Raw genomic sequence first — 24,705 nt, 5'->3', positions numbered from 1 at the left:
TTTCGCCATGGACAGCGCGGCGCCAAAGGGGAGCTTCGGCCGCCATCGCAAGATCATGCCGTTTGTATCAGGCTCGATCGAGGCGCTGCGCGGCGCCTCCCGCCGGAAGGCGGCCGATCTCAACCAGCATGTGCTGGGCTACGGCGCGATAGCCGAAGCGGAATGGGCGGCGGCGGACATTGCCGCCCCCGACCTGGCCGAAATGCGCAAATACCGGCTGGGGCGCATCCGCGCCGAGCTGAAGCGCCGCGGCTATGCCGGCGCCCTGCTCTATGACCCCGTCAACATCCGCTATGCCACCGATTCCACGAACATGCAGCTTTGGGTGGCGCACAACCCGACACGGCATTGTTTCGTTGCCACCGAGGGACCGGTCGTGCTGTTCGACTATTTCTCCTGCGAGCATCTGTCGGACCATTCCGGCGTCGTCGACGAGGTTCGCCCCGCCGTCTCGTGGATGTATCTCTATAGCGGCGAGCTCACCGACCAGAAGGTCCGCCGCTGGGCGGCCGGGATCGCCGATCTGGTGCGGGAACATGGCGGCGGCAGCGGCCGCATCGCGGTCGACCACCTCAACCCCGAAGGCGTCGAGGAACTGGCCCGGCTTGGCATTTCCATCGGCAATGGCGAAGCGGTGATGGAGAATGCCCGGCTGATCAAATCGCCGGACGAGATCGTTGCCATGCGCCGCGCCATCGTCGCCTGCGAGGCGGCAATGGGCGAGATGGAACAGGCGCTCAAGCCCGGCATCTCCGAGAATGAATTATGGGCCGAACTGCATCGCGGCAACATTGCCCGCGGGGGCGAATGGATCGAGACGCGGCTGCTGGCCTCCGGCCCGCGCACCAATCCGTGGTTCCAGGAATGCTCCTCCCGCGTCATCGAGGCAGGCGATCTCGTCGCCTTCGACACTGACTTGATCGGCCCCTACGGCTTCTGCGCCGACCTGTCGCGCACCTGGCTGTGCGGGGATGTGAAGCCAACCGACGAACAACGCGATCTTTTCCGCATCGCCGCCGACCAGATCGCGCACAACACCGAATTGATACAGCCGGGCACCTCCTTCCGCGACCTTGTCGACCGCTCGGCGGTGCCGCCCGGCGACTGTTTCCCGACACGCTATGGCGTGCTCTACCATGGCGTCGGGCTGGCCGACGAATACCCGACCTTGCCGCATGCCGACGACTGGACATCGGACACGCCGGACGGCGTGATCGAGCCAGGCATGGTGCTGTGCGTGGAGAGCTATATCGGCAGGCTCGGCGGGCGCGAGGGTGTCAAGATAGAGGAACAGGTCCTGGTCACCGGCACAGGCAACGAAAAGCTTTCAACCTATTCGCTGGATGCGAGGCTGCTCGGCTAAGCCGGCAAGCGCCTCGCGCATCGCGGCAACCGTTTTTTCCGGCGTCGTTTTCGCCGTGATGAAGGGCAGGCCTTTGCGCCGTCCCGTCCAGCCGACGACCTTCATCTGCCGGGCCGCCGGCTCGAAGCGCTGCGCCAGCGCCCAGCTCTCGCAGTCGATCGCCGCGACATCGGCCCTGCCCTCGGCCACGGCGACGATCGACGCGCGATGTCCGCCGCTTTCGCTGCGCGAGGAAAACACATCAAGGCTTTCGCCCAGCGCCTCCAGGTCGCGCGTCGGCGCGATGATACCGGACATGGAATCGAGGCTGTTGAAGGTGAAGCGTTTGCCGCGGATCAGATCGAGCGGGATGACGGGCCTGCCATTGGCAGGCCCAGGCACGGACGCCTTGCCGTCCGCCCGCATCACCAGCGCGCTCGAATAAAGCTCGCCCTGGCCGCCTTCGTAGAGGTCATAGCTCGGCTGGCCGACAAGCTGCACATGGCCGGCCAGGCCAAGCTCCATCGGCCCCCAGCAAGTCTGCGCGAACAGCAGTGCGGGATGCAGCCAAAGCTGGTGAAAATCGAGCGCGTCCGGCGGTAGTGTCGCTGGATCGGGCGCGATCAGGACGCCGGTGGCACTATGAATGCCGCCCGGCACCGGCGGCAGATCGCCGTTGCGGCGAATGACGGTCTCCGGTGCCTCGATTACCCCTCCTTGCCGAAAGGCATCGCGCAGCAGTGCCCATTGGGCGTCGACCTCGCTGCGCGCCTCGGGCCAGTCATACATCGGCAGCGCTGCAACGAATTCGCTCATGCCGGAATCTGACCATCAAATCTGGAGAAAGGATCGCAAAAACGCGCCGCCGGATTAAAAATAGCCGACACCGTCGGTCGTTTCGCAGGATTCATTCCTTGGGCGGCTCGGCCGGGACCGGCGCGGTGCCGAGCCCGCTGATGCTGCGCGCCCTGACGCGCGGCTTGAATGCCCTGCCCGGTTCCGGCTGACGCCGCAACACCGGATGCACGATCGGCTCCTTGGCCTTGAAAGCATAGGACCTGATCAGCGCGAAATAGTTGGGATAGGCATAGCCATTGTTCATCCGCAGCCATTCCTCGCGACGCTCGCGAAACAGCTGAGGCAGCCGGTACCAGGCCACCGTCGGGGTCTTGTGGTGGACGAAGTGCAAATTGTTGTTGAGGAACAGGAACGACAGCGGCGAGCGCTCGATGATCACCGTGCGGCCTTCCGGATGCTCGGACCATTGATGCTCGGCAAAGGTACGGATCGCGATCAGCGACTGGCCGAGCCACACAGGCAGGATATAGAGCCAAAGCGGGATGCCGAAGCCGAACTGCACGATCGGCGCCACGACGGCGAGGCCGATCGCATGCAGCAGCCAGGCTTTGCGGATGGCCTTGTCGCCAGCCATCATATGTTTAGCGTCGTCGATGAAGAAGCCGATGCAGGACAGCCAGGGACCGAGCAAGAACCGGCCGGCCATGGTGTTGTTGATCTTGAGCAGGAATTTCATTGCCCGCGGCAGGTCGTCATGCTGCCACAGCGCCTGGTAATAGCTCTCCGGATCGTCGAGCGGATCGGTCAGGCGCTCATCAGCATGGTGGCGCAGATGAAGCGTCCTGAAACGGCGGAACGGCCAGACCAGACCGATGGGCAGGAAAACGAAAGCCTCGTTGATCAGCGCATTGCGCGTCGGATGGCCGTGCAGCACTTCGTGCATGATCGACGACTGAAGTGCCAGCATGAAACCGAGCAGAGCGAGCGCGGGGATCGGATAGGACGGCCAGAGCAGTAGACCGGTGGCGAGCCATGCTCCGTAACAGAAGAAAGCGAGGGCTACGGTTGGCCACTCGATGGCCGGTGTATTGCGTCGCCTTATGCTCTTGCCATTCATGCTATCGACCACTGCCCCTCAGTCGCCGGAACCCCAGTGGCTCCTGACAGCATAGTGTCAGGAGAAACGATTCCACTCAACGAGACAAAGTGTACAAAATGTTGCGATTGCGCATTTTCAACCGCACATGTTACAGATTGTAAACATATCTAGAGATTCATTTGCGCCTGAAGCGCCTAGTGAGAACGTTTCGGCGAAAATTTTTCCTCATGATTCGGGGAGTTGGGAGATGGACAAAAGGGATCTGTCAGCAATTTTTCGGGAGCGTCTCAAGCTGCTCCTGACACGGTCCGACCTCAACCAGTCCGCCTTCGCCACCGCCGTCGGCATCGATCGGTCGGCGCTGTCGCAGCTGATGTCGGGCGCGTCGACGCGCCTGCCGCGGGCCGAAACGCTGCTTAATATCGCAGCCGAGTTCAAAGTGTCGCTGGATTGGCTGCTCGGCCTCAGCCAGGACGAGGGCGTCACCGGTGAAATCCGCGAGAGCCTGGAGATCGAGGAAGCCCCCGACGGTTTTGACCGCACGCTTCTGGCCAGATGGTTCGCCGAGGCCGCGGGCACCAAGATCCGCTATGTGCCGGCCGGCATTCCCGATCTTCTGCGGACGCACGCGCTGGTCGACTATGAGGCAAACATCACCAACAGGAGCCGGCTCGCACAGGCAAATGAGACGCAATACCGCATCGAATACAACCGGCGCCCGGAAACCGACATGGAAGTCTGCATGCCGCGTCACACGCTGGAGATTTTTGCACGCGGCCTCGGCGTCTGGGACCGCTTCCCGGAGGCCGACCGTCGGCAGCAACTCGCCCACATGGCGACGTTGCTTGACGATCTCTACCCGACTTTCCGCCTGTTTCTCTACGACGGCCGCATGCGTTATTCGATCCCGCTCACCATTTTCGGACCCTACCGCGCCGCTATCTATGTCGGCGACATGTATGTCGTGCTGAACGCCACCCAGCCGGTCCAGGCGTTGACCCGGCATTTCGACAATCTGATCCGGGCCGCCGACGTCAACCCGCATGAGGCAGCAAGCTTCGCGCGCAATCTGGCCGGCATGTCGTTCCCATCAGGTTCCGCATGACCGCGGGCACCCGTAACTGCGCCCTTTAACTGCGACTCCGCCGTCGCTATTTCATTGACTAGACATAAAGACTTCTTTATATCCTTATCCGAATTCAGAATGTGAAAGCCAATCCGATGACGACGACCAACCCGATCGACGCGCTGCTGGCGCAAAAAGGCGTGCTTTTGGCTGACGGGGCCACCGGCACCAATTTGTTCGCAATGGGTCTGGAGGCTGGCGAGGCTCCTGAGCTGCTGAACGAGACCGCGCCCGACACCATCACCAGCCTGCACCAGAATTTCGTCGACGCCGGCGCCGACATCATCCTGACCAATTCGTTCGGCGGCACCCGTCACCGGCTGAAGCTGCATCATGCGCAGGACCGCGTGCACGCGTTGAACAAGCGCGCCGCCGAGATCGCCCGCGCGGTTGCCGACAAGGCCGGTCGCAAGGTGATCGTTGCCGGCTCAGTTGGCCCGACCGGTGAGTTGCTGGTGCCGCTTGGCGCCATGACCTATGACGAGGCGGTCGACGCCTTCGCCGAGCAGATCGAAGGCCTCAAGGAGGGCGGCGCCGAGGTCGCCTGGATCGAGACCATGTCGGCGCCCGACGAGATCCGTGCCGCCGCCCAAGCGGCGATCCGCGTCGGCCTGCCCTATACCTATACCGGTTCTTTCGACACCGCCGGCCGCACCATGATGGGCCTGCTGCCGAAGGACATACACGGCGTCGCCGACGGCTTGTCGCAAGCCCCGCTCGGCGTCGGCGCCAATTGCGGCGTCGGCGCTTCCGACATCCTCGCCTCGCTGCTCGACATGACGCAGGCGAAGCCGGAGGCAACCGTGATCGTCAAGGGCAATTGCGGCATTCCCGAATTCCGCGGCACCGAAATCCACTATTCCGGCACGCCTGAATTGATGGCCGACTATGTGCGCCTTGCCGTCGACGGCGGCGCGAAAATCATCGGCGGCTGCTGCGGCACCTCGTTCCAGCACCTGGCCGCCATGCGCAAGGCGCTCGACGCCCACACCAAGGCGGATCGTCCGACCGTCGAGACGATCGTCGAGCGCATCGGTCCGATGCGCAACAAGGTGGCCACGGCGAACACCGCCGAGACCAGCGAGGCCCGCCGCGAGCGTCGCCGCAGCCGGGCCTGAAGCCACCGCTTTCTCATTATTCGCTGTTGTCGGCGTAGCTCGACTGCGCCGATTTGAGATCGACGACATGGTCGCCGCGCATCGTCATCAGCGCTCCGGATGAAACCGGATCGGTGATCTGCTCCAGCATGATGCGGAAACGATCGTTGGTCAGAGCCGACATGGCGGTGTGGCGCGCCTGCGCGACATCGTCGCCGATGCGCCTGGCTTCAGCCGATTGGGCTGCCGCCGAAGCGGCCCGAGCCTGCGGTGTCGAGTTGGCGGTAGTCCTGATCTGCAATTCCGGCTCCCTCAAGCCCCACACACTTGGCCGGCGTAACAAGAGGAAATTGCGATCCGGTACCGGAAATGCCGCGCAATTTAACGATCGCAGATTCCGAAAAAAGGCCGGCAAGGGTGAAATCCCTCGCCGGCCTGCCTCACCCGCCCGTGGGGCTTCTCCGTCGGAACGATCTCATCTGAAGAAACCGGCCGTCATCAACATTACCGGTTGTTGCCCAGCGCCGAGGCAAGGCGCACAAGCGAGAGGAACTCGGACCTGTACCCAAACGGGTCGCCTCCCCGGGCGGCAGTGGCGATCTCCATGATCTTGTCGTAGCCGAACTTCGCCGTCGCATCCTCGTCGCGCAGCTTCTGGCCGAAGGCCGCGACGGCGACGGAGAAACGCTGGTCGGTGCTGGCCTGGTCGAAGGATGCCACCTCGTTGGCCGACGTCACCGGCGTGGTGATCAGCTTCGAGACGTCTTCGTTAGGCAGCTTGTAGCGGATTTTGACGAAGGCATATTCGTCCGCATTGGCGACGCCGCCATTGTTGACCCCAGCCTGGCCATAGCGCAGCGGTTCGATCTGTTCGCCGCCGCTGCCCTTGGGCGTGATCTCGTAGATTGCGGTGACCGAATGGCCCGAGCCGATCTCGCCGGCATCGACGCGGTCATTGTTGAAATCCTCGCGGTTCAAGGCGCGGGTCTCATAGCCGATCAGCCTATACTCCGAGACCTTGGCGGGATTGAACTCGACCTGGATCTTCACGTCCTTGGCGATGGGGAATAGCGTCGAGGAGGCATCCTCGACCAGCACCTTCTCGGCCTCGGCCAGGGTGTCGATATAGGCGGCGGTACCATTGCCGTTCTGCGCGATGGTCTGCATCATCTGGTCGTTCAGATTGCCGCGGCCGAAACCGAACACCGAAAGGAAGACGCCGTTCTTGCGCTCTTGTTCGATCAGGCGCTTGAGATCGTCGTCGTCGCTCTGGCCGACATTGAAGTCGCCGTCGGTGGCGAGCATCACGCGGTTGACGCCGTCCTTGATGAAGGACTGCTGGGCAAGCTTGTAGGCCTCCTTGATGCCGGCCTCGCCGGCGGTCGAGCCGCCGGGCTGCAACTTGTCGATAGCATTGAGGATCTTGTCCTTCTCTGCAACCTTCGTCGGCATCAGCACCGTGCCGGCATCGCCCGCATAGGTGACGATCGAGATGGTGTCGTCGGCCTTCATCTTGCTGACCAGCAGCCGGAATGCCGATTTGAGCAGCGGCAATTTATCCGGCTCGTCCATCGAGCCCGAGACATCGATCAGGAACACCAAATTGGCCTTGGGCTGCTCGGCCGGCTTCACGTCGAAACCCTTGATGGCGACATGCATCAGCTTGCTGTGCGCGTTCCACGGCGTCGGCATGACGCTGACGGTCGAATTGAATGGTGTCGACGCCGCATCCGGTCCCTTCCAGTCATAGGGGAAGTAGTTGATCATCTCCTCGACCCGCACCGTGTCGGCCTGCGGCAGGAAGCCCTCCTTCAGCGAACGGCGCACGAAGGAATAGGAAGCGGTGTCGACATCGATCGAAAAGGTCGAGACCGGGTCCTCGAGTGCCGAATGCACCGGATTGGTCTTGAAATCCTGGACGCGGTCGCGGTTTTCCTCTGGTGGTGCGATCTGGTCCGCCGGCGCCATGGCGGGCTGCTGCGGTGCTATCAATTTGGACACGCGTGCGGCTCGCGACGTGCTGGGCGCGGCAGTGCTATCCAGGGCGAACTCGCCCGTTGGCGCAAGTGGCGCAGGTTCCGCCGGCGCAACCTGTTCCTGCGCATTCTGCGGCGCCAAGCCTCCGGCAACGGCCGATTCGGATTTGCTCGACGCCGCCAACGCGTCTTTTGCATCGCGGCTTTCCTCGTCGGTCCTCCTGTCTTTCTCAGCCGAACTCGTTGCGAGCAGTTCGTTGATCGCCTGATCGCCCGTCGCCTGTTTGGCCAGTGGCTTCACGGTGGCGGGCTTGTCGGCCAGCGTCTCGGTGATCTTTTCGCCGCCGCCGAAAGTGGACGGCTGTTCCCTCAGCATATGGAAAGTGGCGTATCCGGCGATAGGCAGGGCGACGAGCCCGGCAAGGGCCGGCGTGGCTATGAGTTTCTTTTGCATGATTTCGCTCCAGAGCTTTCGTGCTCGCTCTGTGAGACGAAGACCGCTGATCGATCCTTGGGTGGCGGCGGAAATATTTTCCTGGTCATAGGCGCGCATGGCGGCCTCGAAGGCGCGCGCCTTCGCGCTCTCGCCCGGCGCCGGGATCGCTATGTCGCGCAGTCTCTTGAGTTCGTTCTCGTCGACCATGATCACACTTCCCCGGCCGAGCGCATCAGCGTTTTCAGCCGTTTCTTCGCTTCATGGATGTGCCAGGAAACCGTTGTCTCCGAGATCGCCATCGCCTCGGCGGCGGCCGCGTGGCTCAAGCCCTCGCCATAGACAAGCAGCACGGCGTCGCGCTGCTTGTCCGGCAGTCGCCGCACCGCGGCCCACAGCGCCTCGGCGGTATCCTCGTTCTCGGCCGGAGCCTCGCCCGAAATCAGCGCGTGGACACCATAGGCTTCGGTCTTGACCGTCTCGCGGGCGCTCTTGCGCATCATGTCGCGCGCGGCGTTCAGCGTCATGGCATGGAGCCAGGTGGTGAAGGCGCTGCCGCCGCGATAGTCGCGGATCGCCTTGCCGAGCCGGACGCAGACTTCCTGCGCGATGTCTTCGGCATCCGCCTTCCGGCCGCACCAGCGATAGGCGGCGCGATAGACGAAATCATAGTGCCTTTCGAGCAATGTGCCGAAAGCCCCCTTGTCCCCGCCCTTCGCCCGCCCGATCAGTTCGGCGTCGGAGGCTTCGCTCTCATCCAGCATCATCGCCATCATTTGCCTGTTGGACGAAGGCTAATGGCCAATCCTTGGGGTGAGGGAAAGATTTTTTTGGAAAGAAGCTCTTCCTTCGCCCCTTCACGGGGAGAACGTGCCCGAAGGGCGGCGCGAACTCATGAAAGTTTACGCAGCCGCGTCCGGCGAATTAGGCTGGGTTTGCGTTTGGGCCGAAGGACCTACCCGAGCGTCTCGGAAAACAGGGTGATCAACCGGTTCCAATGCCGCTCGGCGCCAACATCGTTGTAGACGCTGTGGTCCGGCACGCACCAGCCATGCGCCATGCCGACATAATTCTCCAGCACGTAATCGACTTCCGCCGCCCTGAACGCCTCGGCCAGCCGCGCCGACTGTTCGGGCGGAAAACTCCTGTCGACGCCCGCCATGCCGACATAGACGCGTGCCTTGACCGACCCGGCCTTGCGGTGCGGACTGTCGGCCGCGTCGCTGGCGAGATTGCCGCCATGGAAACTGGCAGCCGCCCTGATGCGATCCGGATAGAAGGCGGCTGCGTTCAGCGCCCGCGCGCCGCCCATGCAATAGCCGACAACGCCGATCGGCCCGGTGACGCCTTCGGCAGCGAATGCGTCGAGGAAGGCGCCGCTGTCGGCAATCGTCATCTCCTGCGTCGTGCCGCTGATCAGCGCCATCAGCGGCACTTTGGTTTTTTCCTCGACGAAGGCGGTCTTGGCATCGAACGGACCGTAGGGCGCGTTGCGATAGAAGAGGTCGGGCACCAGCACGGTGTAGCCCTCCTCCGCCAGCCGCTCGGCCATGCCGTCGAGCGCAGGGCGCGGGCCGAAGGCATCCATATAGAGGATGACGCCGGCCTTGGCCGGGGAAGCGTTGGCCGGGCGGAACAGCCCCGCCCTCGCCATACCGTCCCTGGTCTTGATCTGAAGGTCCTGTTTCGGCATCGCCAACTCCGTTCGGTTGCTGGGCGATACATATCCGCGCACGCCGACAGGGCAAGCTGTTGCCTGATTTTGGCAGTCAACATTTCGTGCGGCAGCGCGACGAGCTTACCGACCCGCGAACGCTGCCATGTGAAAGGCCTGCACCTCCGGGGGGTAGCGATAGGCTGTGCCGTAGGGGCAGGCATTGCGGTCGAGGCACCCGCCGTCACAACAGGGCCCGCCACTCGGCCCGCGTACATGCGCCAGGCAGGCTTGGTGGGCGAACCCGTCCGCGGAGTAGGCATCGACCGGGCAGGCTTTCAGGCAGGGTTTGTCGACGCAGGCGTCGCAGAGATGGATCGCCTCGCGAGCCTCCGAGAGCGCGATCTCACCCTCGAACAGCAGCGCGCCGCGATAGGCATGCCAAAGTCCGTATCGCGGATGCATCAGGATGCCGAGCGGTGACGGCTTCAGGCCCTCGGCCCGCATCGCCCATTGCTGGAACGGCAGATAGGGCTTGTCGGAGGGCGACACGGCGCGTGCGCCGAACTCTTCCGCGACCGCGCCAATGACCTGCCGGGACCAGGTATCGAGCGGATCGGCGATGGCCTGTGATTGACTGTCGCGCCAGCGCAGGAAATGCGGCCAGGGTGCCGCCCCCGCCTGCCCTACCAGCAGCGCCGACCTGGCCGGTGCACCGGAGCGGCCACAAGGCGCCGCCTCGCCATCCGCAAAGGTGAAGCCGCCACGCAGGATGAGGCCGTTGGCCCCAAGCGCGGCCGCAATCTCCTCCATCCTGCCGCGCGAAAGAATCATCCCTTCTTGACCGGATCGGAGAAAGCGCTCCGCCAGACTTCCTTGTGGATGATGTTGGCGACTTTAGCCCCGCCTGACTCGGGCTCCTTTCACGTGAAGGCATCGGGCATCGACCCCTTCTTCTTGGCGATGAAGTCCTTCAGCGCTTCGTCGATCGCCGGATCGAGATGCGGCGCCTCATAAGATTCCAGCCAGCGACGGGCGAGTTCGTTGGCGCGTTGCGGCGCGGTCTTCTCGCCTTCGGCCAGCCACTGCTCGTAGGAATTGTTGTCGGCGATGTTGGAGCGATAGAAGGCAGTCTGGAAATTCGCCTGCGTGTGGTCGCAGCCGAGATAGTGGCTGCCCGGCCCGACCTGGCGGATGGCGTCCATCGCCTGGCCGTTTTCCGACAGGTCGACGCCTTCGGAGAATTTTTGCGTCATGCCGAGCTGGTCGATGTCCATCATGAATTTTTCGTAGCAGGACGCCAGCCCGCCCTCGAGCCAGCCGGCCGAATGGAGGACGAAATTGGTGCCGGCCAGAATGGTCGAGTTCAGCGTGTTGGCGCTTTCATAGGCTGCTTGCGCATCCGGGATTTTGGAAGCGCAGAGCGAACCGCCGGTGCGGAACGGCAGGCCGAGGCGCCGTGCGAGCTGTGCGGCGCCGTAGGACACCAGCGACGGCTCCGGCGTGCCGAAGGTCGGCGCGCCCGACTGCATCGAGATCGATGAGGCGAACGTGCCGAACAGCACCGGCGCGCCCGGCCGGATCAGCTGGGTGAACGAAGCGCCGGCAAGCACCTCGGCCAGCACCTGGGTCAGCGTGCCGGCGACCGTCACCGGGCTCATCGCGCCGGCGAGGATGAACGGCGTGACGATGCAGGCCTGGTTGTGGCGCGCATAGACCTTCAGCGCGCCAAGCATGGTTTCGTCGAACACCATCGGCGAGTTGGCGTTGATCAGGCTGGTCAGGACCGTGTTGTTTTCGACGAAGTCGTCGCCGAACACCAGCTTGGCCATGCGGACCGTGTCCTCAGCACGTTCCGGCGCGGTGACCGAACCCATGAACGGCTTGTCGGAATATTTGATGTGCGCGTAGATCATGTCGAGATGGCGCTTGTTGACCGGTACGTCGACCGGCTCGCACACGGTGCCGCCCGAATGGTGGATCGAAGGCGCCATGTAGGCGAGCTTCACGAAATTCTGGAAATCCTCGATCGTCGCGTAACGCCGGACGCCGTCGAGGTCGCGCACGAAGGGCGGTCCGTAGACCGGGGCGAAGACGGTAGCATTGCCGCCGATCTGCACCGAGCGTTCGGAATTGCGGGCATGCTGGGTGTAGATGGAGGGCGCGGTCTTCAAGAGCGACCGGCAGAGCCCCTTCGGGAAATGCACGCGCTCGCCCTTGACATCGGCGCCCGCCTCTTTCCACAGCTGCAACGCCTCCGCATCGTCGCGGAAGATGATGCCGATTTCTTCGAGCACCGTATCGGTGTTCTTCTCGATCAGCGCCAGGCCTTCCTCGTCGAGCACTTCATAGACGTTAATCTTGCGCTTGATGTAGGTGAGCTGAGTGCCGGGACCGCCGCCCGAACGCGCTGCCCGCCTTGCCGCCGCCCCACCGCTGGCGCCGCGTCCACGTCGCGCGTTTGACGCTTCCTGGTCCACTGCCGCGTGTTCGCTCATGATCGTTCTTCCCTGAATTTGGACCGGCTTGATTAGCGCCCGGCCCGGAACCGTTGTGGCCGCCTAACGCGGCTTCCGGCGGATCGTAGCCATGCACCCTATTCGAAACGGCCCGTCCGCGCCAACGCCTGTCGCAAAATCGACAAGAAAACCGATAGATTTTTCAGTCGCTTTCCTTTTGCGGGAAGTCGCAAATCAGCTATGGATACGCGCCCCTCGCGGGTTAGGTATTGGCGCGTTGATTTTAAGCTGCCATGGTCGTTCCCGGCAGCAAGGAGCCTGAGAAACAATGTCCGACGACGAGATTATCCTCTCCGAGCTTTCCGACGACGAGTTGGTGCAGCAGATGCACGACGATCTCTACGACGGTCTGAAGGAAGAGATCGAGGAAGGCACCAACATCCTTCTCGAGCGCGGCTGGGCGCCTTACAAGGTGCTGACCGAGGCGCTGGTCGAGGGCATGCGCATCGTCGGCGAGGATTTTCGCGACGGCATCCTGTTCGTTCCCGAAGTGTTGCTGTCGGCCAATGCGATGAAGGCCGGCATGGCAATCCTGCGCCCGCTGCTCGCCGCCACCGGTGCGCCCAAGCAGGGCAAGATGGTGATCGGCACCGTCAAGGGCGACATCCACGACATTGGAAAGAACCTCGTCGGCATGATGATGGAAGGCGCCGGCTTCGACGTCATCGACCTTGGCATCAACAATGCGGTCGAGAAATATCTCGACGCCATCGAGCAGCACCAGCCGGACATTATCGGCATGTCGGCGCTGCTGACCACCACCATGCCCTACATGAAGGTCGTCATCGACACGATGAAGGAAAAGGGCATCCGCGACGACTACGTCGTCCTGGTCGGCGGTGCGCCGCTGAACGAGGAATTCGGCAAGGCGGTCGGCGCCGACGCCTATTGCCGCGATGCCGCGGTGGCGGTCGAGACCGCCAAGGACTTCATGAAGCGTAAACACAATGTGCGCGCTTCCGCCTGATACAAGGCAAGGCGGACGCTCGACAGACGAAGCCGCGCCTTGCAGCGCGGCTTTTTTGTTCCCAGATGTTGGGAGCAGCGGCGGTCAGGGTTTCTTGACGGTATCGTCAACGGCCTTCGCGGTAGACTTGATATCCCTGCCGACGCCGCGGACGGTGTTGGCACAGGCCGAAAGGGCCAGGGCACAGGCCAGGATTGTGATTGGCGCAATGCGTAACAGTTTCATCGACGGTTTATCCCTCTCTCGGTAGATCGCCCCACAGCAACGAAAGCCGGCTCGGCTGGTTTCATGAAGATGCCCAGACCCAAGCAGAATCAAGCGGACAAGCTGCTCATCATCGCCTGCGGGATGATTGCGCGCGAGGTGTTGGCCGTCAAGGAACAGCTCGGGCTTCATCACCTCGAATTGACATGCCTTCCGGCCGAGTTTCATTTCTATCCGGACCGCATCGCGCCGGCGATGGACAAGGCCATCGAAAAGGCCAAGGCGGAAGGCTACAGCAACATCTTCGTCGGTTACGCCGATTGCGGTACCGGCGGCCTGCTCGATCGGGTCTGCGAGAAGCATGGCGTCGAACGCATGGCCGGTCCGCATTGCTTCGCCTTCTACCAGGGCATGGATGCCTATGCGAAGGTCGCCGACGACGACATGATGTCCTTCTACATGACCGATTTCCTCTGCCGCCAGTTCGACGCCTTCTTCATGAAGCCGCTCGGCCTCGACAGGCATCCGGAGCTGATCAAGGACTATTTCGGCAATTACGAGAAGCTGATCTACCTGGCCCAGACCGACGATCCGGAGCTCGACAAGGTCGCGGAAAAGGCCGCGAAACTGCTTGGCCTCGTCTATGAGCGGCGCGCAACAGGCTATGGAGACCTGACGGCCGGGCTGGCCAAGGCCGCGGCTGACGTCTGACGTTGGCCGGGCTGCGCCCTCCTGCGCGGCTATTGGCGATTATCGCCCTTTCCGAAGGCAAAGACAGGACGGATCGCCGCCTTCTACTGGAGAATGGCCTTGATCTGTTCCCAGGCCAATTGCCCCAATCTGGCGTCAGCCTCATCATTTCCACCATGCGCGTGCAAGGATGATCGCGGCGTCGTTTCGCCCGGCAGCAATACGCGATGACCCGCGTCCTCCGCCAGGACAAGTTGGGTCGGCAAACCGGCATGGGCTCGCCGTTCCACAATTGAGGTCGCAAATTTGTCCGAGGGCCAAAGGGCATCATCGCGTCCTGCGACGAGCAGGATCCGGGCGTTGGACTTCTCCAAGGGTATGGTCGCCGCCTCGATCTCGGTCTCGTGCCTCTTCAGGCAATGTTCGAACAAGCTCCTGTAGGCGATAAGACCGTCCCTATATTCTGGCCTCCATTCAGGGTCCGTGGGCACAAAGGGAAGTGGCCTGCCCCGCAGAGTCCAGGACGAGCGCTCCGGCCAGCTGATGCCATCGAGGCCAGCACCAATGTTTCCCCATACGACTGACGAAGGACTGAACGCGACGACTGCGCTGATACGCGAATCGTGCACTGCCGCCAGCAACGCGGCTTCAGCGCCTTTCGACGTGCCGACAAAGACGATCCGCTTGCAGCCGAGTTCCACCAGGCAGTCCCCCGCGGCAAAGAAAATCTCCAGCGGCACCTCGCAGATGCCGGCGGCTTGGCCCTCGTCCCCGAACCAGCGGAGCGCAACCGCCGTCGTTCCTTCATTAGCAAAAAGCCTGGCTCGCGACACGTCCACCCGACCGCTGGAACCGCCGAGCACCACGACCCCCGTGGTGCTGTCAGCTGCGGTCCGAAACATCTTTCCGGACAGTCCCCGTGGAAGGCTGTCGCCGTCTATCGCCATGGCAGGCTCACTTTCGACCCAGCCAGCCCGACGATCCTGTAAACAAGATCCGCATTTCGCCGCACCATCGTTTTTAACCTCGGACATTGTTAAGCACGGATGACAGCCTGCCGCGAATGGGTAAATTGCGCGCAAGCCATGCAAAGGCGCCGTCCAGCGGTCGGCTGCCGGACACCGACGAGGAATGCCGATGACCCTTCGCCCGATGCTTGCCGTTGCCAGCCTTCTCTGCTGCACCTTGCCCGCGCATGCCGACGGCGAGGTGCAGAAGCTGATCACCGCCGCGGCTGGACAAATATGGCGAGACGCGCAAGGCGGCTCTTGCCGAGGCGAAGGCGGGCAATCCTGGCGAGGTCAGGCAGCTCGACGCCTTGCTGGCCAAGCCGCTGGTTGCTTTCTCCGACAAAGACCTCACCGGCAAATGGCAATGCCGCACCATCAAGGCGGGCGGGCTGAGCCCGCTCGTTATCTATGGCTGGTTCAAATGCAGGGTGACCGACGACGGCTCCGGCTGGCGGCTGGAAAAGCTCACCGGCTCGCAGCGCACCAAGGGCCGCTTCTTCGACGACGGCGAAAAGCGCGCGATCTATCTCGGTTCCGGTTCTGTCAACAACGACCAGGCAAAACCCTATGGCAGCGGTCCTCGGACCGACCAGGTCGGCTACGCCTTCCGCAATAGCGCCGAGGAATGGCGCATCGAATTCCCCGCTCCCTATTACGAATCGAAGCTCGACATCATGGAGTTCAAGCGCTGAGCGGAGCCTTCCTGACGGCTCCGGCATACCAAGGATTAACCCGCCTCGTCTAAGCTCCGGCCGTGGCAGTTGATCCCAGGGGTGGCAAGATCAATGGCAGTACCGGAAACCAATCCGAGACCGATCGTGGTCGTTACCGGAGGAGGCCAGCACGTATGGGCAATGGTCAACGCCATTGCCGACCGTGTCGGCCCTGTCATCGTCATCCTGGAAGTCCCTGAATCCAAAAAGCGATTGCTGCTTGGCCGTGCCCGTCGCCAGGGCTGGCTGCAGGCCATCGGCCAGTTCGGCACGATGGTGCTGAGCAGGCTGGGCAAGCGGCTCTACGCCAGCCATGCCGCCCGGTTGATCGCCGAAGAGAAGCTCGAGACCGAGCCGCGGCCGGGCCAGGAGATCATTCATGTTGCCTCGGCCAACGGGCCGGAGTGTCTCGCGGCGATCCAGAGAATCCAGCCAGGCGTTGTCCTGCTTAACGGTTGCCGACTCCTGTCGAGGGACCTCTTGGCCAGGATGCCCTGCCCGGTGCTCAACTATCACGCAGGCATCACTCCGAAATATCGCGGCATGAATGGCGGCTACTGGGCTTTGGCATCAGGCGATTCCGCGAATTTCGGCACCACGGTGCATCTGGTCGATGCCGGCGTGGACACGGGCGGCGTGCTGAAACAGGCATACGGCCAGCCGAAACCAGGCGACACGATCTCAAGCTATGCGCTGCGCCAGACGGCGTTTTCGCGCGACATCTGCGTCGAGGCGGTCAGTGATGCCCTTGCCGGAAAAATGACGACGTTCGATCCAGGCCTGCCATCGAAACAGTGGTACCATCCGACGATCTGGTTCTATCTCTGGACGGGCATCAGAAGCGGCATCTGGTAGCGCATTCCTCGTCCGGCGCCGCGTGCAGAAGGCAGGGCTATCCCAGCGTTTCGAGCCTGCCGACGCACAAGCCGGAACGAATAAACGCGCCTTTCATTTTACGACATCCAAATGCGTCGCTTTTGAATGCGCGCGCGTCGTCCCATAACAAGCGGCCCAATTGCGCATGCGGCAATGCTCGCAGATCGAGGAGTGAGAATTCATGGCCGATCTGATCGTCGTCTACTGGCGCGACATCCCTGCCCAGGTCATCGTCAGGAAAGGCCGCCAGAACGCCAAGCGCGAACTGCCGTTGCGCTTCACCGAGGCGATCGACATGTGCGCCATGCGGACCGGCGCGGGCGGCACGGACGACTATCTGGCCGAATGGCGCAAGGCCGATCCGGTTCCGGTCGGCGACGATCTCGAAGCCGAGGTCGAGAAGGCATTCCAGGACATCGACGCGAAATATGACCGCGAGCGGCTGGTCGCTCTGGTCAAGGCGGGCGGCAAAGAAAATGTCTGAGACCATTCCCGCCAAGGAGAGCCCGGCGGCCCTCCAGCCGGTCACCCAGGCGACCCTGGTCAAGAAGGCGGCACCGAAATCCGACTACAAGCCGGCCGACGTGTCGCCGCAGCGGCGCGTGCAGCGCTCCTTCGCGGTGAGATTGTGGTCGGTCCGGCACTCGCGCCTGCTCGAATGGTTCTATGCCCGCTTCGCCGACACGTTCCTTCTGCTGCATCCCTTGTGGAAAGGCATCGGCTACAGCCGTGTCGAGGCCCCGGTGAAGTTTGTCGAAAAGCGCGTCAAGGGCTTCATGTTCGACTGCCGCATGTGCGGCCAGTGCATCCTGTCCTCGACCGGCATGTCGTGCCCGATGAACTGCCCAAAACAGCTGCGCAACGGCCCCTGCGGCGGCGTGCGCGCCAACGGCAATTGCGAGGTCGAGCCCGACATGCCTTGCGTCTGGGTCAAGGCCTGGGAGGGGGCGCGCAACATGGAGCACGGGGACAGGATTCTTGCGGTGCAGAAGCCGGTCGACCAGTCGCTGCGCGAAACGTCCGCCTGGCTGCGCGTCACCGCGCAGGCGGCAGCGGCCCGTGAAGCCGCGGCCGATGCGAAGACCGGAGCGGCCGCATGATCGCCCGCCAGCGTGACGAGAATCCGGCCGGCATCCATCTGCCGCTCGATCCCTTGCCCGGCCACACCTCGCGCGGCCGGCTCGAACGCGTCCTGCGACGCGGTGAATTCGCCGTCACCACCGAGCTCAACCCGCCCGACAGCGCCGATCCCGAAGACGTCTACAACAGGGCGAAGATCTTCGACGGCTGGGTCGACGCCATCAACGCCGTCGATGCGTCGGGCGCCAACTGCCACATGTCGTCGGTCGGCATCTGCGCGCTCCTGACCCGCATGGGCTATGCCCCGATCATGCAGATCGCCTGTCGGGACAAGAACCGCATCGCCATCCAGGGCGACGTGCTGGGCGGGGCTGCCATGGGTGTCGCCAACATGCTGTGCCTGACAGGCGACGGCGTGCAGGCCGGCGACCAGCCCGGCGCCAAGCCGGTGTTCGACCTGGATTCCATGTCGCTGCTCGAAACCATCCGCATCATGCGCGACAACGGCAAGTTCCTGTCCGGCCGCAAGCTTACCACGCCGCCGCAGTTGTTCCTCGGCGCGGCCGTCAATCCGTTTGCGCCGCCCTTCGACTTCCGCCCGATCCATCTCGGCAAGAAGATCGCCGCCGGCGCTCAGTTCGTTCAAACGCAGTACTGTTTCGACGTACCGATGTTCAAGACCTTCATGCAAAAGGCACGCGATCTCGGCCACACGGAGAAAGTGTTCGTCCTGTGCGGCGTCGGACCGCTCGCCTCGGCCAAGACGGCCAAATGGATCCGCTCCAACGTGCCGGGAATCCATATTCCCGATACCGTCATCAAGCGGCTGGAAGGCGCCCAGGACCAGAAGAAGGAAGGCAAGCAGCTCTGCATCGACATCATCAATGAGGTGAAGGAAATCCCGGGCGTTTCGGGCATCCATGTGATGGCCTACCGTCAGGAGGAGTATGTCGCCGAGATCGTCGATGAATCGGGCGTGCTGAAGGGCCGCCAGCCCTGGAAACGCGAGATCCGCCGCGATGACCAGATGGTCGCCGACCGGCTCGACCATATCCTGCACGACGATGTTACCGAAACCCAGGTGGACATGGTGAAGACCGCGCATTGACTTGCGCGGAGAGCCACCATTCGCTTGATCCACAAGAGATAACGATATAAAGAACTCTTTATATCACGACGGAGAGATTTCATGACCCGGACCATCGTTGCCTCGGCGACACGAGAAATCATCATCGGCTTCGACCAGCCCTTCTGCGTGATTGGCGAGCGCATCAACCCGACCGGCCGCAAGAAACTCGCCGCCGAGATGGTCGCCGGCAATTTCGAGACCGTGATCAAGGACGCGTTGGAACAGGCCGCTTGTGGCGCCACCATGCTCGACGTCAATGCCGGCGTCACTGCCGTCGATCCCAACGCGACCGAGCCGGCGCTGCTGGTGCAGACGCTGGAGATCGTGCAAGGCCTGGTCGACCTGCCGCTGTCGATCGACTCCTCGGTCACCGCCGCGATCGAGGCGGCTCTGAAGGTCGCCAAGGGCCGCCCGCTGGTCAACTCCGTCACCGGTGAGGAGGAAAAGCTCGAGGCCATCCTGCCGCTGATCAAGAAATACAACGTGCCGGTCGTTGCCATCTCCAACGACGAGACCGGCATTTCGATGGATCCGGACGTTCGTTTCGCAGTCGCCAAGAAGATCGTCGAGCGCTGCGCCGATTTCGGCATTCCCGCGCATGATGTGGTCGTCGACCCGCTGGTCATGCCGATCGGCGCGCTCGGCGATGCCGGCCGCCAGGTGTTCGCCCTGCTGCGGCGCCTGCGCGAGGAACTGAAGGTCAACACCACCTGCGGCCTCTCCAACATCTCCTTCGGCCTGCCGCACCGCCACGGCATCAACGCTGCCTTCATCCCGATGGTGATCGGCGCCGGCATGACATCGGCGATCATGAACCCCGTGCGGCCGCAGGAAATGGAGGCCGTGCGCGGCGCCAACGTTCTGAACGGCACCGACGAGAATTGCACCAACTGGATTCGCACCTATAAGGATTACAAGCCGGCCGAAGGCGGCCAGGCGGTCGCCGCACCGACGGCGGTCAATGCACCAGGCGAAGGCGGCAATGGCGGTCGCCGTCGTGGCGGCCGTGAAGCCCGCATGGCAAGGGGATAAGCGCGCAATCGTGAATTCGCATACCAACATCACCGATCCGCTCGTGCTGTTCATGCCGTCGGGCAAGCGCGGGCGGTTTCCGGTCGGCACGCCGGTGCTCGACGCCGCGCGCCAGCTCGGCGTCTATGTCGAAAGCGTGTGCGGCGGGCGCGCCACTTGCGGGCGCTGTCAGATCGAGGTTCAGGAAGGCAATTTCGCCAAGCACAAGATCGTCTCCTCCAACGACCACATCTCGCCCAAGGGGCCCAAGGAAGAGCGCTATGAGCGCGTGCGCGGCCTGCCGGAACGTCGCCGCCTCTCCTGCTCGGCGCAGATCCTCGGCGACCTTGTCATCGACGTGCCGCAGGACACGGTCATCAACGCACAGACCATCCGCAAGGATGCCGACACCAGGGTGATCGCCCGCGATACGGCGATCCGCATGTGCTATGTCGAGATCGAAGAACCCGACATGCACAATCCGTCAGGCGACCTCGACCGGCTCAAGATCGCGCTGATGAAGGACTGGAACTTCAAGAACCTCGAATTCGATTTCTATTTGCTGCCGCAGGTGCAGGGCATCTTGCGCAAGGGCAACTGGACCGCGACCGCCGCCATCCACAAGGACGCCGACAGCGACATCGCGCGCGTCATCGCTTTGTGGCCTGGCCTCAAGAATGAGGCCTATGGGCTGGCCTGCGATATCGGTTCGACCACCATCGCCATGCATCTGGTGTCGCTGCTGTCGGGCCGCGTCGCCGCTTCCTCCGGCACATCGAACCCGCAGATCCGCTTCGGCGAGGATCTGATGAGCCGCGTCTCCTATGTGATGATGAACCCGGATGGCCGCGAAGGCATGACGGTCGCCGTGCGCGAGGCGATCTCGGGCCTTGTCGACAAGGTCTGCGCGGAAGGCAGTGTCCAGCGCAACGACATCCTGGATTCCGTCTTCGTCGGCAATCCGATCATGCACCATCTGTTCCTCGGCATCGATCCGACCGAGCTTGGCGGAGCGCCCTTCGCGCTCGCCGTCTCGGGCGCGGTGCGCATCAAGGCCTCGGATATCGGTCTCAAGCTCAACCCGGGCGCACGTCTCTACATGCTGCCCTGCATCGCCGGCCATGTCGGCGCCGACGCCGCGGCGGTGACGCTGTCGGAGGGCCCGCATCGCCAGGACGAGATGATGCTGATCGTCGACGTCGGCACCAATGCCGAGATCGTGCTCGGCAATCGTGCGCGGGTCGTGGCTGCTTCCTCGCCCACCGGTCCGGCCTTCGAAGGCGCGGAAATTTCCGGGGGCCAGCGCGCAGCGCCCGGCGCCATCGAGCGCGTGCGCATCGATCCCGAGACGCTGGAGCCGAAATACCGCGTCATCGGCTCGGAACTGTGGTCCGACGAGCCGGGCTTCCTCGACAGCGTGCAGGCGACCGGCGTCACCGGCATTTGCGGCTCCGGCATCATCGAGATCGTTGCGGAGATGTATCTGGCCGGCATCATTTCCGAAGACGGCGTCGTCGACGGATCGCTCAGCATGCGCTCGCCGCGTATCGTCGCCAACGGCCGCACCTTCTCCTACGTGCTGAAGGAAGGCGAGCCGAAGATCACCATCACCCAGACCGACGTGCGCGCCATCCAGCTCGCCAAGGCGGCGCTCTATGCCGGCACCAAGCTGTTGATGGAAAAGCAGAACACCGAGCATGTCGACCGCATTCATTTCGCCGGCGCCTTCGGCTCCTTCATCGATCCGAAATACGCCATGGTGCTGGGCCTGATCCCCGATTGCGACCTCGACAAGGTCTCGGCCGTCGGCAACGCCGCCGGCGCGGGTGCGCGCATGGCGCTGCTCAATCGCGGCTATCGTCGCGAGATCGAGGAGACGGTTAGCCAGATCGAGAAGATCGAGACCGCACTGGAGCCCAAATTCCAGGAACACTTCGTCTATGCGATGGCGTTGCCGAACAAGGTCGATCCGTTCCCGAAACTGTCGGCGGCGGTGAAGCTGCCGCCGCGCAAGACGGTGAGCGAGGACGGCATCGCCGGCAACGCCACCCCGCGCCGGCGCTCGCGCGAAGGCCACGCCGCGCGGCGTGGACGGGAGTAGACAGCCGCGCAGCCGAGTGCTTTCCCGAACTGTTGGCGTCGCCCCTCATCTGGGTGCCGCCACCTTCTCCCCGTATACTGACGGGAAGACGGGAGCTCCCCGCAACATTTGCGCCTGTTCGGCAACGTCTGTGATTGGCGAAATCATCAACGATGGCCACTTTCGCCCCGTCACTATACGAGGAGAAATGTCCGGCAGGACAATGAGGAGCAGCGCCCGAGATTTCAGAGTTGGTTGCCTGGTCCAATTCATTTGCATGCAAATGTTTCGGGATTGACTGATCCGGAAACCAAATCACCGTTTTCGCGAAATCCGACCGATACATGGCAGGCGCATTTACCCGGCATCGAACGGCGGCCGAAGATAATCCTCGGCCGCCGCCGTTCTTCAAGGGAGATGAAAATGTCGATGTTTGAAAATCTCGGCCGCTACGGTGCGACCATCAGGCAGGCCCATGCCAGGAACAAGGCCGTCCGCGCCCTGAACAGCCTGCCGGCGCATGTCCAGAAGGACATCGGCTGGCCGGCCTCGCCGCCCAGCGACCCGCAGGCAGCACTTTCCGCCCTGCTCCTGGGCTTTACACGCTGATGACCTTCGCCGAAAAGTGCAAACTGCTCGGCACGCGCCGGAGCCCGCGCGGGACTCCGGCCGTCACCAGCAACCGCCTGCGCGCAGCCCTTCTGCCGCAGCGCTGATCCCTCCCGCGAGAAATGCGGCGCCGATCACAGCGACGTGTGCACACAGCGTAAATCTTGACATCTTCGACCAGGGCACGATCTTCAAACATGAAGGGGACTTCTCTTAGCCGGCTCCGCCGAAGTTCGTGTATCCGCATGCCAAGTTTGAAAAGCCACGTCGTGTCCTTCGTGCTCAGGCACAGTCGCAAGAAGGCGTTTTCCAGCCCGGAAAACCTGCAGCGCTGGATCGCCGCGGCGCGCCGGACAGAGGACCATCACCCTCCGGTGTCCGTGCAGCAGCGCTTCAACATCGAGACACGCACCGTCGACGGCTTTCCCGTCTACGAGATCGCCCCCAGGGCCGGCGAGCGCAAGCGGGTTCTCTATCTGCACGGCGGCGCCTATGTCTTTGAAATCACGCCCTATCATTGGCACCTGATCGCCGACATGGCCGACCGGCTGGGCTATGCCTTTACGGTGCCTATCTATCCCATCGCGCCCGAGCATGACTTCCACGCCATGTTCGGCATGGTCGGCGACGTCTATCGCCGGATGCTCGGCGAGACGGAGGCGGAAGACATCGTCTTCATGGGCGATTCCGCCGGCGGCAACATGGCCGTGGTGCTGACCATGATGGCTGCCGAAGAAGGCCTGCCCTTGCCGTCGCGCCATGTGCTGATCTCACCCGGTCTCGACGTCTCGCTTGCAAACCCCGAGGTGTTCGAGGCGGAGCGGAACGATCCCTGGCTGGGCATCGCGGGCGGACGGGAGGCCATCCGGCTCTACAGTGCCGGAATAGATCCGACGGACTGGCATATCAGCCCCGTCTATGGCGACCTCTCGGTGCTGCCCAGGACATTGCTCCTGGCGGGCTCTCGCGATCTTCTCACGCCCGACAATCTGATCTTCGCACAAAAGGCGCGGGCCGCCGGCGTCGAGGTAGAACTCGTCCACGAGGAAGGCATGTTCCACGTCTGGCCGCTGATCAATATGCCGGAATCGCGCCGCGCGCGCGAACGGATCGTGGCGTTTCTGACCGAGAACCCCTCGCCCCTTGTTGAAGGGGCCCGAGCAAGCTTCGAAGCGCCGTCCGCCGAGGCTTCGGGGCAGAGCCTCCAGTCGGAGCACCCCGGCTGATCAGAACTTGCCGGTTTCCCGGAAGACTTCGAACGTCGCGCGAATGTGGTCGGCCACCGCCTTGACCGGCGCGCTGGCATCCGGCGCTACCACCATGGCGAGGTTATAGGTGCCGATATCGGGCATGCCGTCCTTGGGACAGAGCTCGACCATGTCGTTGCCGAGGAAAGACTTCGGCAGCGGCGCCACGGCAAGATCTGACATGATGGCGGCGCGCTGGCCGGCCGTATGCGCGCTCATATAGGCGATGCGGTAGTTGCGGCCCTCGCGGCTCAGCGCTTCGAGCGCCCCTGCCCGCCAGGCGCAGCCCTCTTCCCACAGCGACACCGGCAAGGGTTCGCGCAGATGCGCGCAGCCGCCCTTGGCGCCGGCCCAGACGATCGGCTCCGTCAACAGCACCTCGGCGCCGAGCGCGCTGGTCTTGTAGGAATTGGTGAGCAGCGTGATGTCGAGCGCACGGTCATCCATGCGCCGGCGCAGATTGCTGCTCTGGTCGATCGTGACGTCGACGGCGATCGACGGATGCGACTGCGCAAAACGCTTCAGCACATGCGGCAGCACGCGCTCGCCATAATCATCCGGCGAGCCCAGCCGCACCACGCCGACAATGTCGGGAACGATGAACTTGGACACCACCTCGCGATTGATCGACAGCAGACGGCGGGCATAGCCCAGCAGCATTTCCCCATCTGTGGTCAGCGTCACCGAGCGGGCATCGCGCGCGAACACCGAGCGGCCCAGAATATCCTCCAGCTTCTTGATCTGCATGGAGACCGCCGACGGCGTCCGGAAGACGGCATTGGCGGCGGTGGTGAAGCTGCCGGTTTCGGCAATCGCCACGAAAGTGCGCAGCACGTCGAGGTCCAGCAGCGGCAACGGATGATTGAGTGGGGCGTTCATGACGATCGACCTTCAATTTTTCTGATGCAAACTATCATTCCATTTCGTTTGATTGAACATCAGTTCGGGCGCATAGTCAACTCCATCGAAGCAGGATGCTGCCAAGGCAGCCGCGAAACGATCACGACACAGACCTGTCTTCGACATGCAATGAAGCTGATACAGA

General features: G+C 63.1%; 23 protein-coding genes and 1 pseudogene. 14 read left to right on the top strand and 10 right to left on the bottom strand.

The genetic code is table 11. From position 1 onward, the window contains the following. The first annotated feature begins 7 nt into the window (after window positions 1-7). Window positions 8-1,363, top strand: a complete 1,356-nt coding sequence (locus LB532_RS08105; protein ID WP_140639027.1) for a M24 family metallopeptidase — start codon at window positions 8-10, stop codon at window positions 1,361-1,363. Here LB532_RS08105 and LB532_RS08100 read toward each other — a convergent pair. Both LB532_RS08100 and LB532_RS08095 read right to left on the bottom strand, forming a co-directional pair. After that, the gene (locus tag LB532_RS08100; RefSeq protein WP_140639028.1) at window positions 1,328-2,158 is read right to left on the bottom strand and encodes a phosphate/phosphite/phosphonate ABC transporter substrate-binding protein; all 831 of its coding nucleotides are present in this window, start codon (window positions 2,156-2,158) and stop codon (window positions 1,328-1,330) included. The two genes, LB532_RS08105 and LB532_RS08100, sit on opposite strands and share 36 nt — an antisense overlap. Window positions 2,159-2,249: 91 nt before the next feature. Beyond that, entirely contained in the window at window positions 2,250-3,257 is a 1,008-nt protein-coding gene (locus tag LB532_RS08095; protein ID WP_140639029.1) for a fatty acid desaturase, read from the bottom strand. Window positions 3,258-3,486: 229 nt separating this feature from the next. On the opposite strand from LB532_RS08095, the gene LB532_RS08090 reads away from it, so the two are divergent. Continuing rightward, complete coding sequence (locus LB532_RS08090) at window positions 3,487-4,344, top strand: helix-turn-helix domain-containing protein (protein ID WP_140639030.1); 858 nt, start codon at window positions 3,487-3,489, stop codon at window positions 4,342-4,344. A gap of 116 nt (window positions 4,345-4,460) precedes the next feature. Further along, window positions 4,461-5,483 (top strand): betaine--homocysteine S-methyltransferase, encoded by a 1,023-nt coding sequence (bmt, locus tag LB532_RS08085; RefSeq protein ID WP_181169322.1) that lies wholly within the window; start codon window positions 4,461-4,463, stop codon window positions 5,481-5,483. 16 nt (window positions 5,484-5,499) lie between these two features. Here bmt and LB532_RS08080 read toward each other — a convergent pair whose 3' ends face one another. The 6 genes from LB532_RS08080 to LB532_RS08055 all read right to left on the bottom strand — a co-directional run bounded on the left by LB532_RS08080 (window position 5,500) and on the right by LB532_RS08055 (window position 12,023). After that, window positions 5,500-5,763, bottom strand: coding sequence for a hypothetical protein (locus LB532_RS08080; RefSeq protein ID WP_181169323.1), 264 nt, complete (start codon window positions 5,761-5,763; stop codon window positions 5,500-5,502). A gap of 203 nt (window positions 5,764-5,966) precedes the next feature. Beyond that, the gene (locus LB532_RS08075) at window positions 5,967-8,081 is read right to left on the bottom strand and encodes a vWA domain-containing protein (RefSeq protein WP_140639032.1); all 2,115 of its coding nucleotides are present in this window, start codon (window positions 8,079-8,081) and stop codon (window positions 5,967-5,969) included. Window positions 8,082-8,083: 2 nt separating this feature from the next. Next, window positions 8,084-8,644, bottom strand: coding sequence for an RNA polymerase sigma factor (locus LB532_RS08070; RefSeq protein WP_140639033.1), 561 nt, complete (start codon window positions 8,642-8,644; stop codon window positions 8,084-8,086). A 182-nt stretch (window positions 8,645-8,826) separates the two neighbouring features. Next, entirely contained in the window at window positions 8,827-9,564 is a 738-nt protein-coding gene (locus tag LB532_RS08065) for a dienelactone hydrolase family protein (protein WP_140639034.1), read from the bottom strand. Window positions 9,565-9,669: 105 nt separating this feature from the next. Further along, window positions 9,670-10,359: a hypothetical protein gene (locus LB532_RS08060; RefSeq protein ID WP_140639035.1), complete on the bottom strand. Its 690-nt coding sequence runs from the start codon at window positions 10,357-10,359 to the stop codon at window positions 9,670-9,672. Between the two features lie 89 nt (window positions 10,360-10,448). Next, window positions 10,449-12,023 carry a trimethylamine methyltransferase family protein gene (locus tag LB532_RS08055; RefSeq protein ID WP_224556613.1) on the bottom strand — a complete coding sequence of 525 codons (1,575 nt, stop codon included), beginning with the start codon at window positions 12,021-12,023 and terminating at the stop codon, window positions 10,449-10,451. Between the two features lie 289 nt (window positions 12,024-12,312). Here LB532_RS08055 and LB532_RS08050 point away from each other — a divergent pair, with 289 nt between their 5' ends. Further along, window positions 12,313-13,011: a corrinoid protein gene (locus LB532_RS08050; protein WP_095764935.1), complete on the top strand. Its 699-nt coding sequence runs from the start codon at window positions 12,313-12,315 to the stop codon at window positions 13,009-13,011. A 288-nt stretch (window positions 13,012-13,299) separates the two neighbouring features. Next, window positions 13,300-13,926 carry a DUF1638 domain-containing protein gene (locus LB532_RS08045; protein WP_140555044.1) on the top strand — a complete coding sequence of 209 codons (627 nt, stop codon included), beginning with the start codon at window positions 13,300-13,302 and terminating at the stop codon, window positions 13,924-13,926. Between the two features lie 83 nt (window positions 13,927-14,009). Here the strand turns inward: LB532_RS08045 and LB532_RS08040 are convergent, their stop codons facing one another. After that, a complete protein-coding gene (locus LB532_RS08040; RefSeq protein ID WP_140639037.1) occupies window positions 14,010-14,852 on the bottom strand; it encodes an acyl-CoA thioester hydrolase/BAAT C-terminal domain-containing protein in 843 nt (280 codons plus the stop codon). A 190-nt stretch (window positions 14,853-15,042) separates the two neighbouring features. On the opposite strand from LB532_RS08040, the pseudogene LB532_RS08035 reads away from it, so the two are divergent. From LB532_RS08035 to LB532_RS07995, 9 genes and pseudogenes are all read left to right on the top strand, one after another. After that, window positions 15,043-15,607, top strand: a pseudogene (locus LB532_RS08035) (DUF4893 domain-containing protein). A 93-nt stretch (window positions 15,608-15,700) separates the two neighbouring features. Continuing rightward, entirely contained in the window at window positions 15,701-16,483 is a 783-nt protein-coding gene (locus tag LB532_RS08030) for a formyl transferase (RefSeq protein ID WP_140639038.1), read from the top strand. A gap of 202 nt (window positions 16,484-16,685) precedes the next feature. After that, a complete protein-coding gene (locus tag LB532_RS08025) occupies window positions 16,686-16,988 on the top strand; it encodes a virulence factor (RefSeq protein ID WP_140516337.1) in 303 nt (100 codons plus the stop codon). Further along, a complete protein-coding gene (locus LB532_RS08020; RefSeq protein ID WP_140555039.1) occupies window positions 16,981-17,604 on the top strand; it encodes a methylenetetrahydrofolate reductase C-terminal domain-containing protein in 624 nt (207 codons plus the stop codon). Before LB532_RS08025 ends, LB532_RS08020 begins: the two co-directional genes overlap by 8 nt. After that, window positions 17,601-18,692: a methylenetetrahydrofolate reductase gene (locus LB532_RS08015; RefSeq protein ID WP_140639039.1), complete on the top strand. Its 1,092-nt coding sequence runs from the start codon at window positions 17,601-17,603 to the stop codon at window positions 18,690-18,692. Before LB532_RS08020 ends, LB532_RS08015 begins: the two co-directional genes overlap by 4 nt. A gap of 81 nt (window positions 18,693-18,773) precedes the next feature. Further along, complete coding sequence (locus LB532_RS08010; protein ID WP_140639040.1) at window positions 18,774-19,745, top strand: methyltetrahydrofolate cobalamin methyltransferase; 972 nt, start codon at window positions 18,774-18,776, stop codon at window positions 19,743-19,745. Next, window positions 19,696-21,825: an ASKHA domain-containing protein gene (locus tag LB532_RS08005; RefSeq protein ID WP_140639041.1), complete on the top strand. Its 2,130-nt coding sequence runs from the start codon at window positions 19,696-19,698 to the stop codon at window positions 21,823-21,825. The genes LB532_RS08010 and LB532_RS08005 overlap by 50 nt, the downstream gene beginning before the upstream one ends. Before the next feature lie 402 nt (window positions 21,826-22,227). After that, a complete protein-coding gene (locus LB532_RS08000) occupies window positions 22,228-22,413 on the top strand; it encodes a hypothetical protein (RefSeq protein WP_140559670.1) in 186 nt (61 codons plus the stop codon). A gap of 245 nt (window positions 22,414-22,658) precedes the next feature. Then, window positions 22,659-23,639, top strand: coding sequence for an alpha/beta hydrolase (locus LB532_RS07995; protein ID WP_140639042.1), 981 nt, complete (start codon window positions 22,659-22,661; stop codon window positions 23,637-23,639). Here LB532_RS07995 and LB532_RS07990 read toward each other — a convergent pair whose 3' ends face one another. Further along, entirely contained in the window at window positions 23,640-24,539 is a 900-nt protein-coding gene (locus LB532_RS07990; protein ID WP_140551349.1) for a LysR substrate-binding domain-containing protein, read from the bottom strand. Between the last annotated feature and the right edge of the window lie 166 nt (window positions 24,540-24,705).

Origin of the sequence: Mesorhizobium sp. ESP-6-2 (assembly GCF_020164675.1) — a bacterium.
Classification (GTDB): Bacteria; Pseudomonadota; Alphaproteobacteria; order Rhizobiales; family Rhizobiaceae; genus Mesorhizobium.
Note: the sequence above shows the minus strand (reverse complement) of the source record. Positions and strands in the feature narration are given on the sequence as shown.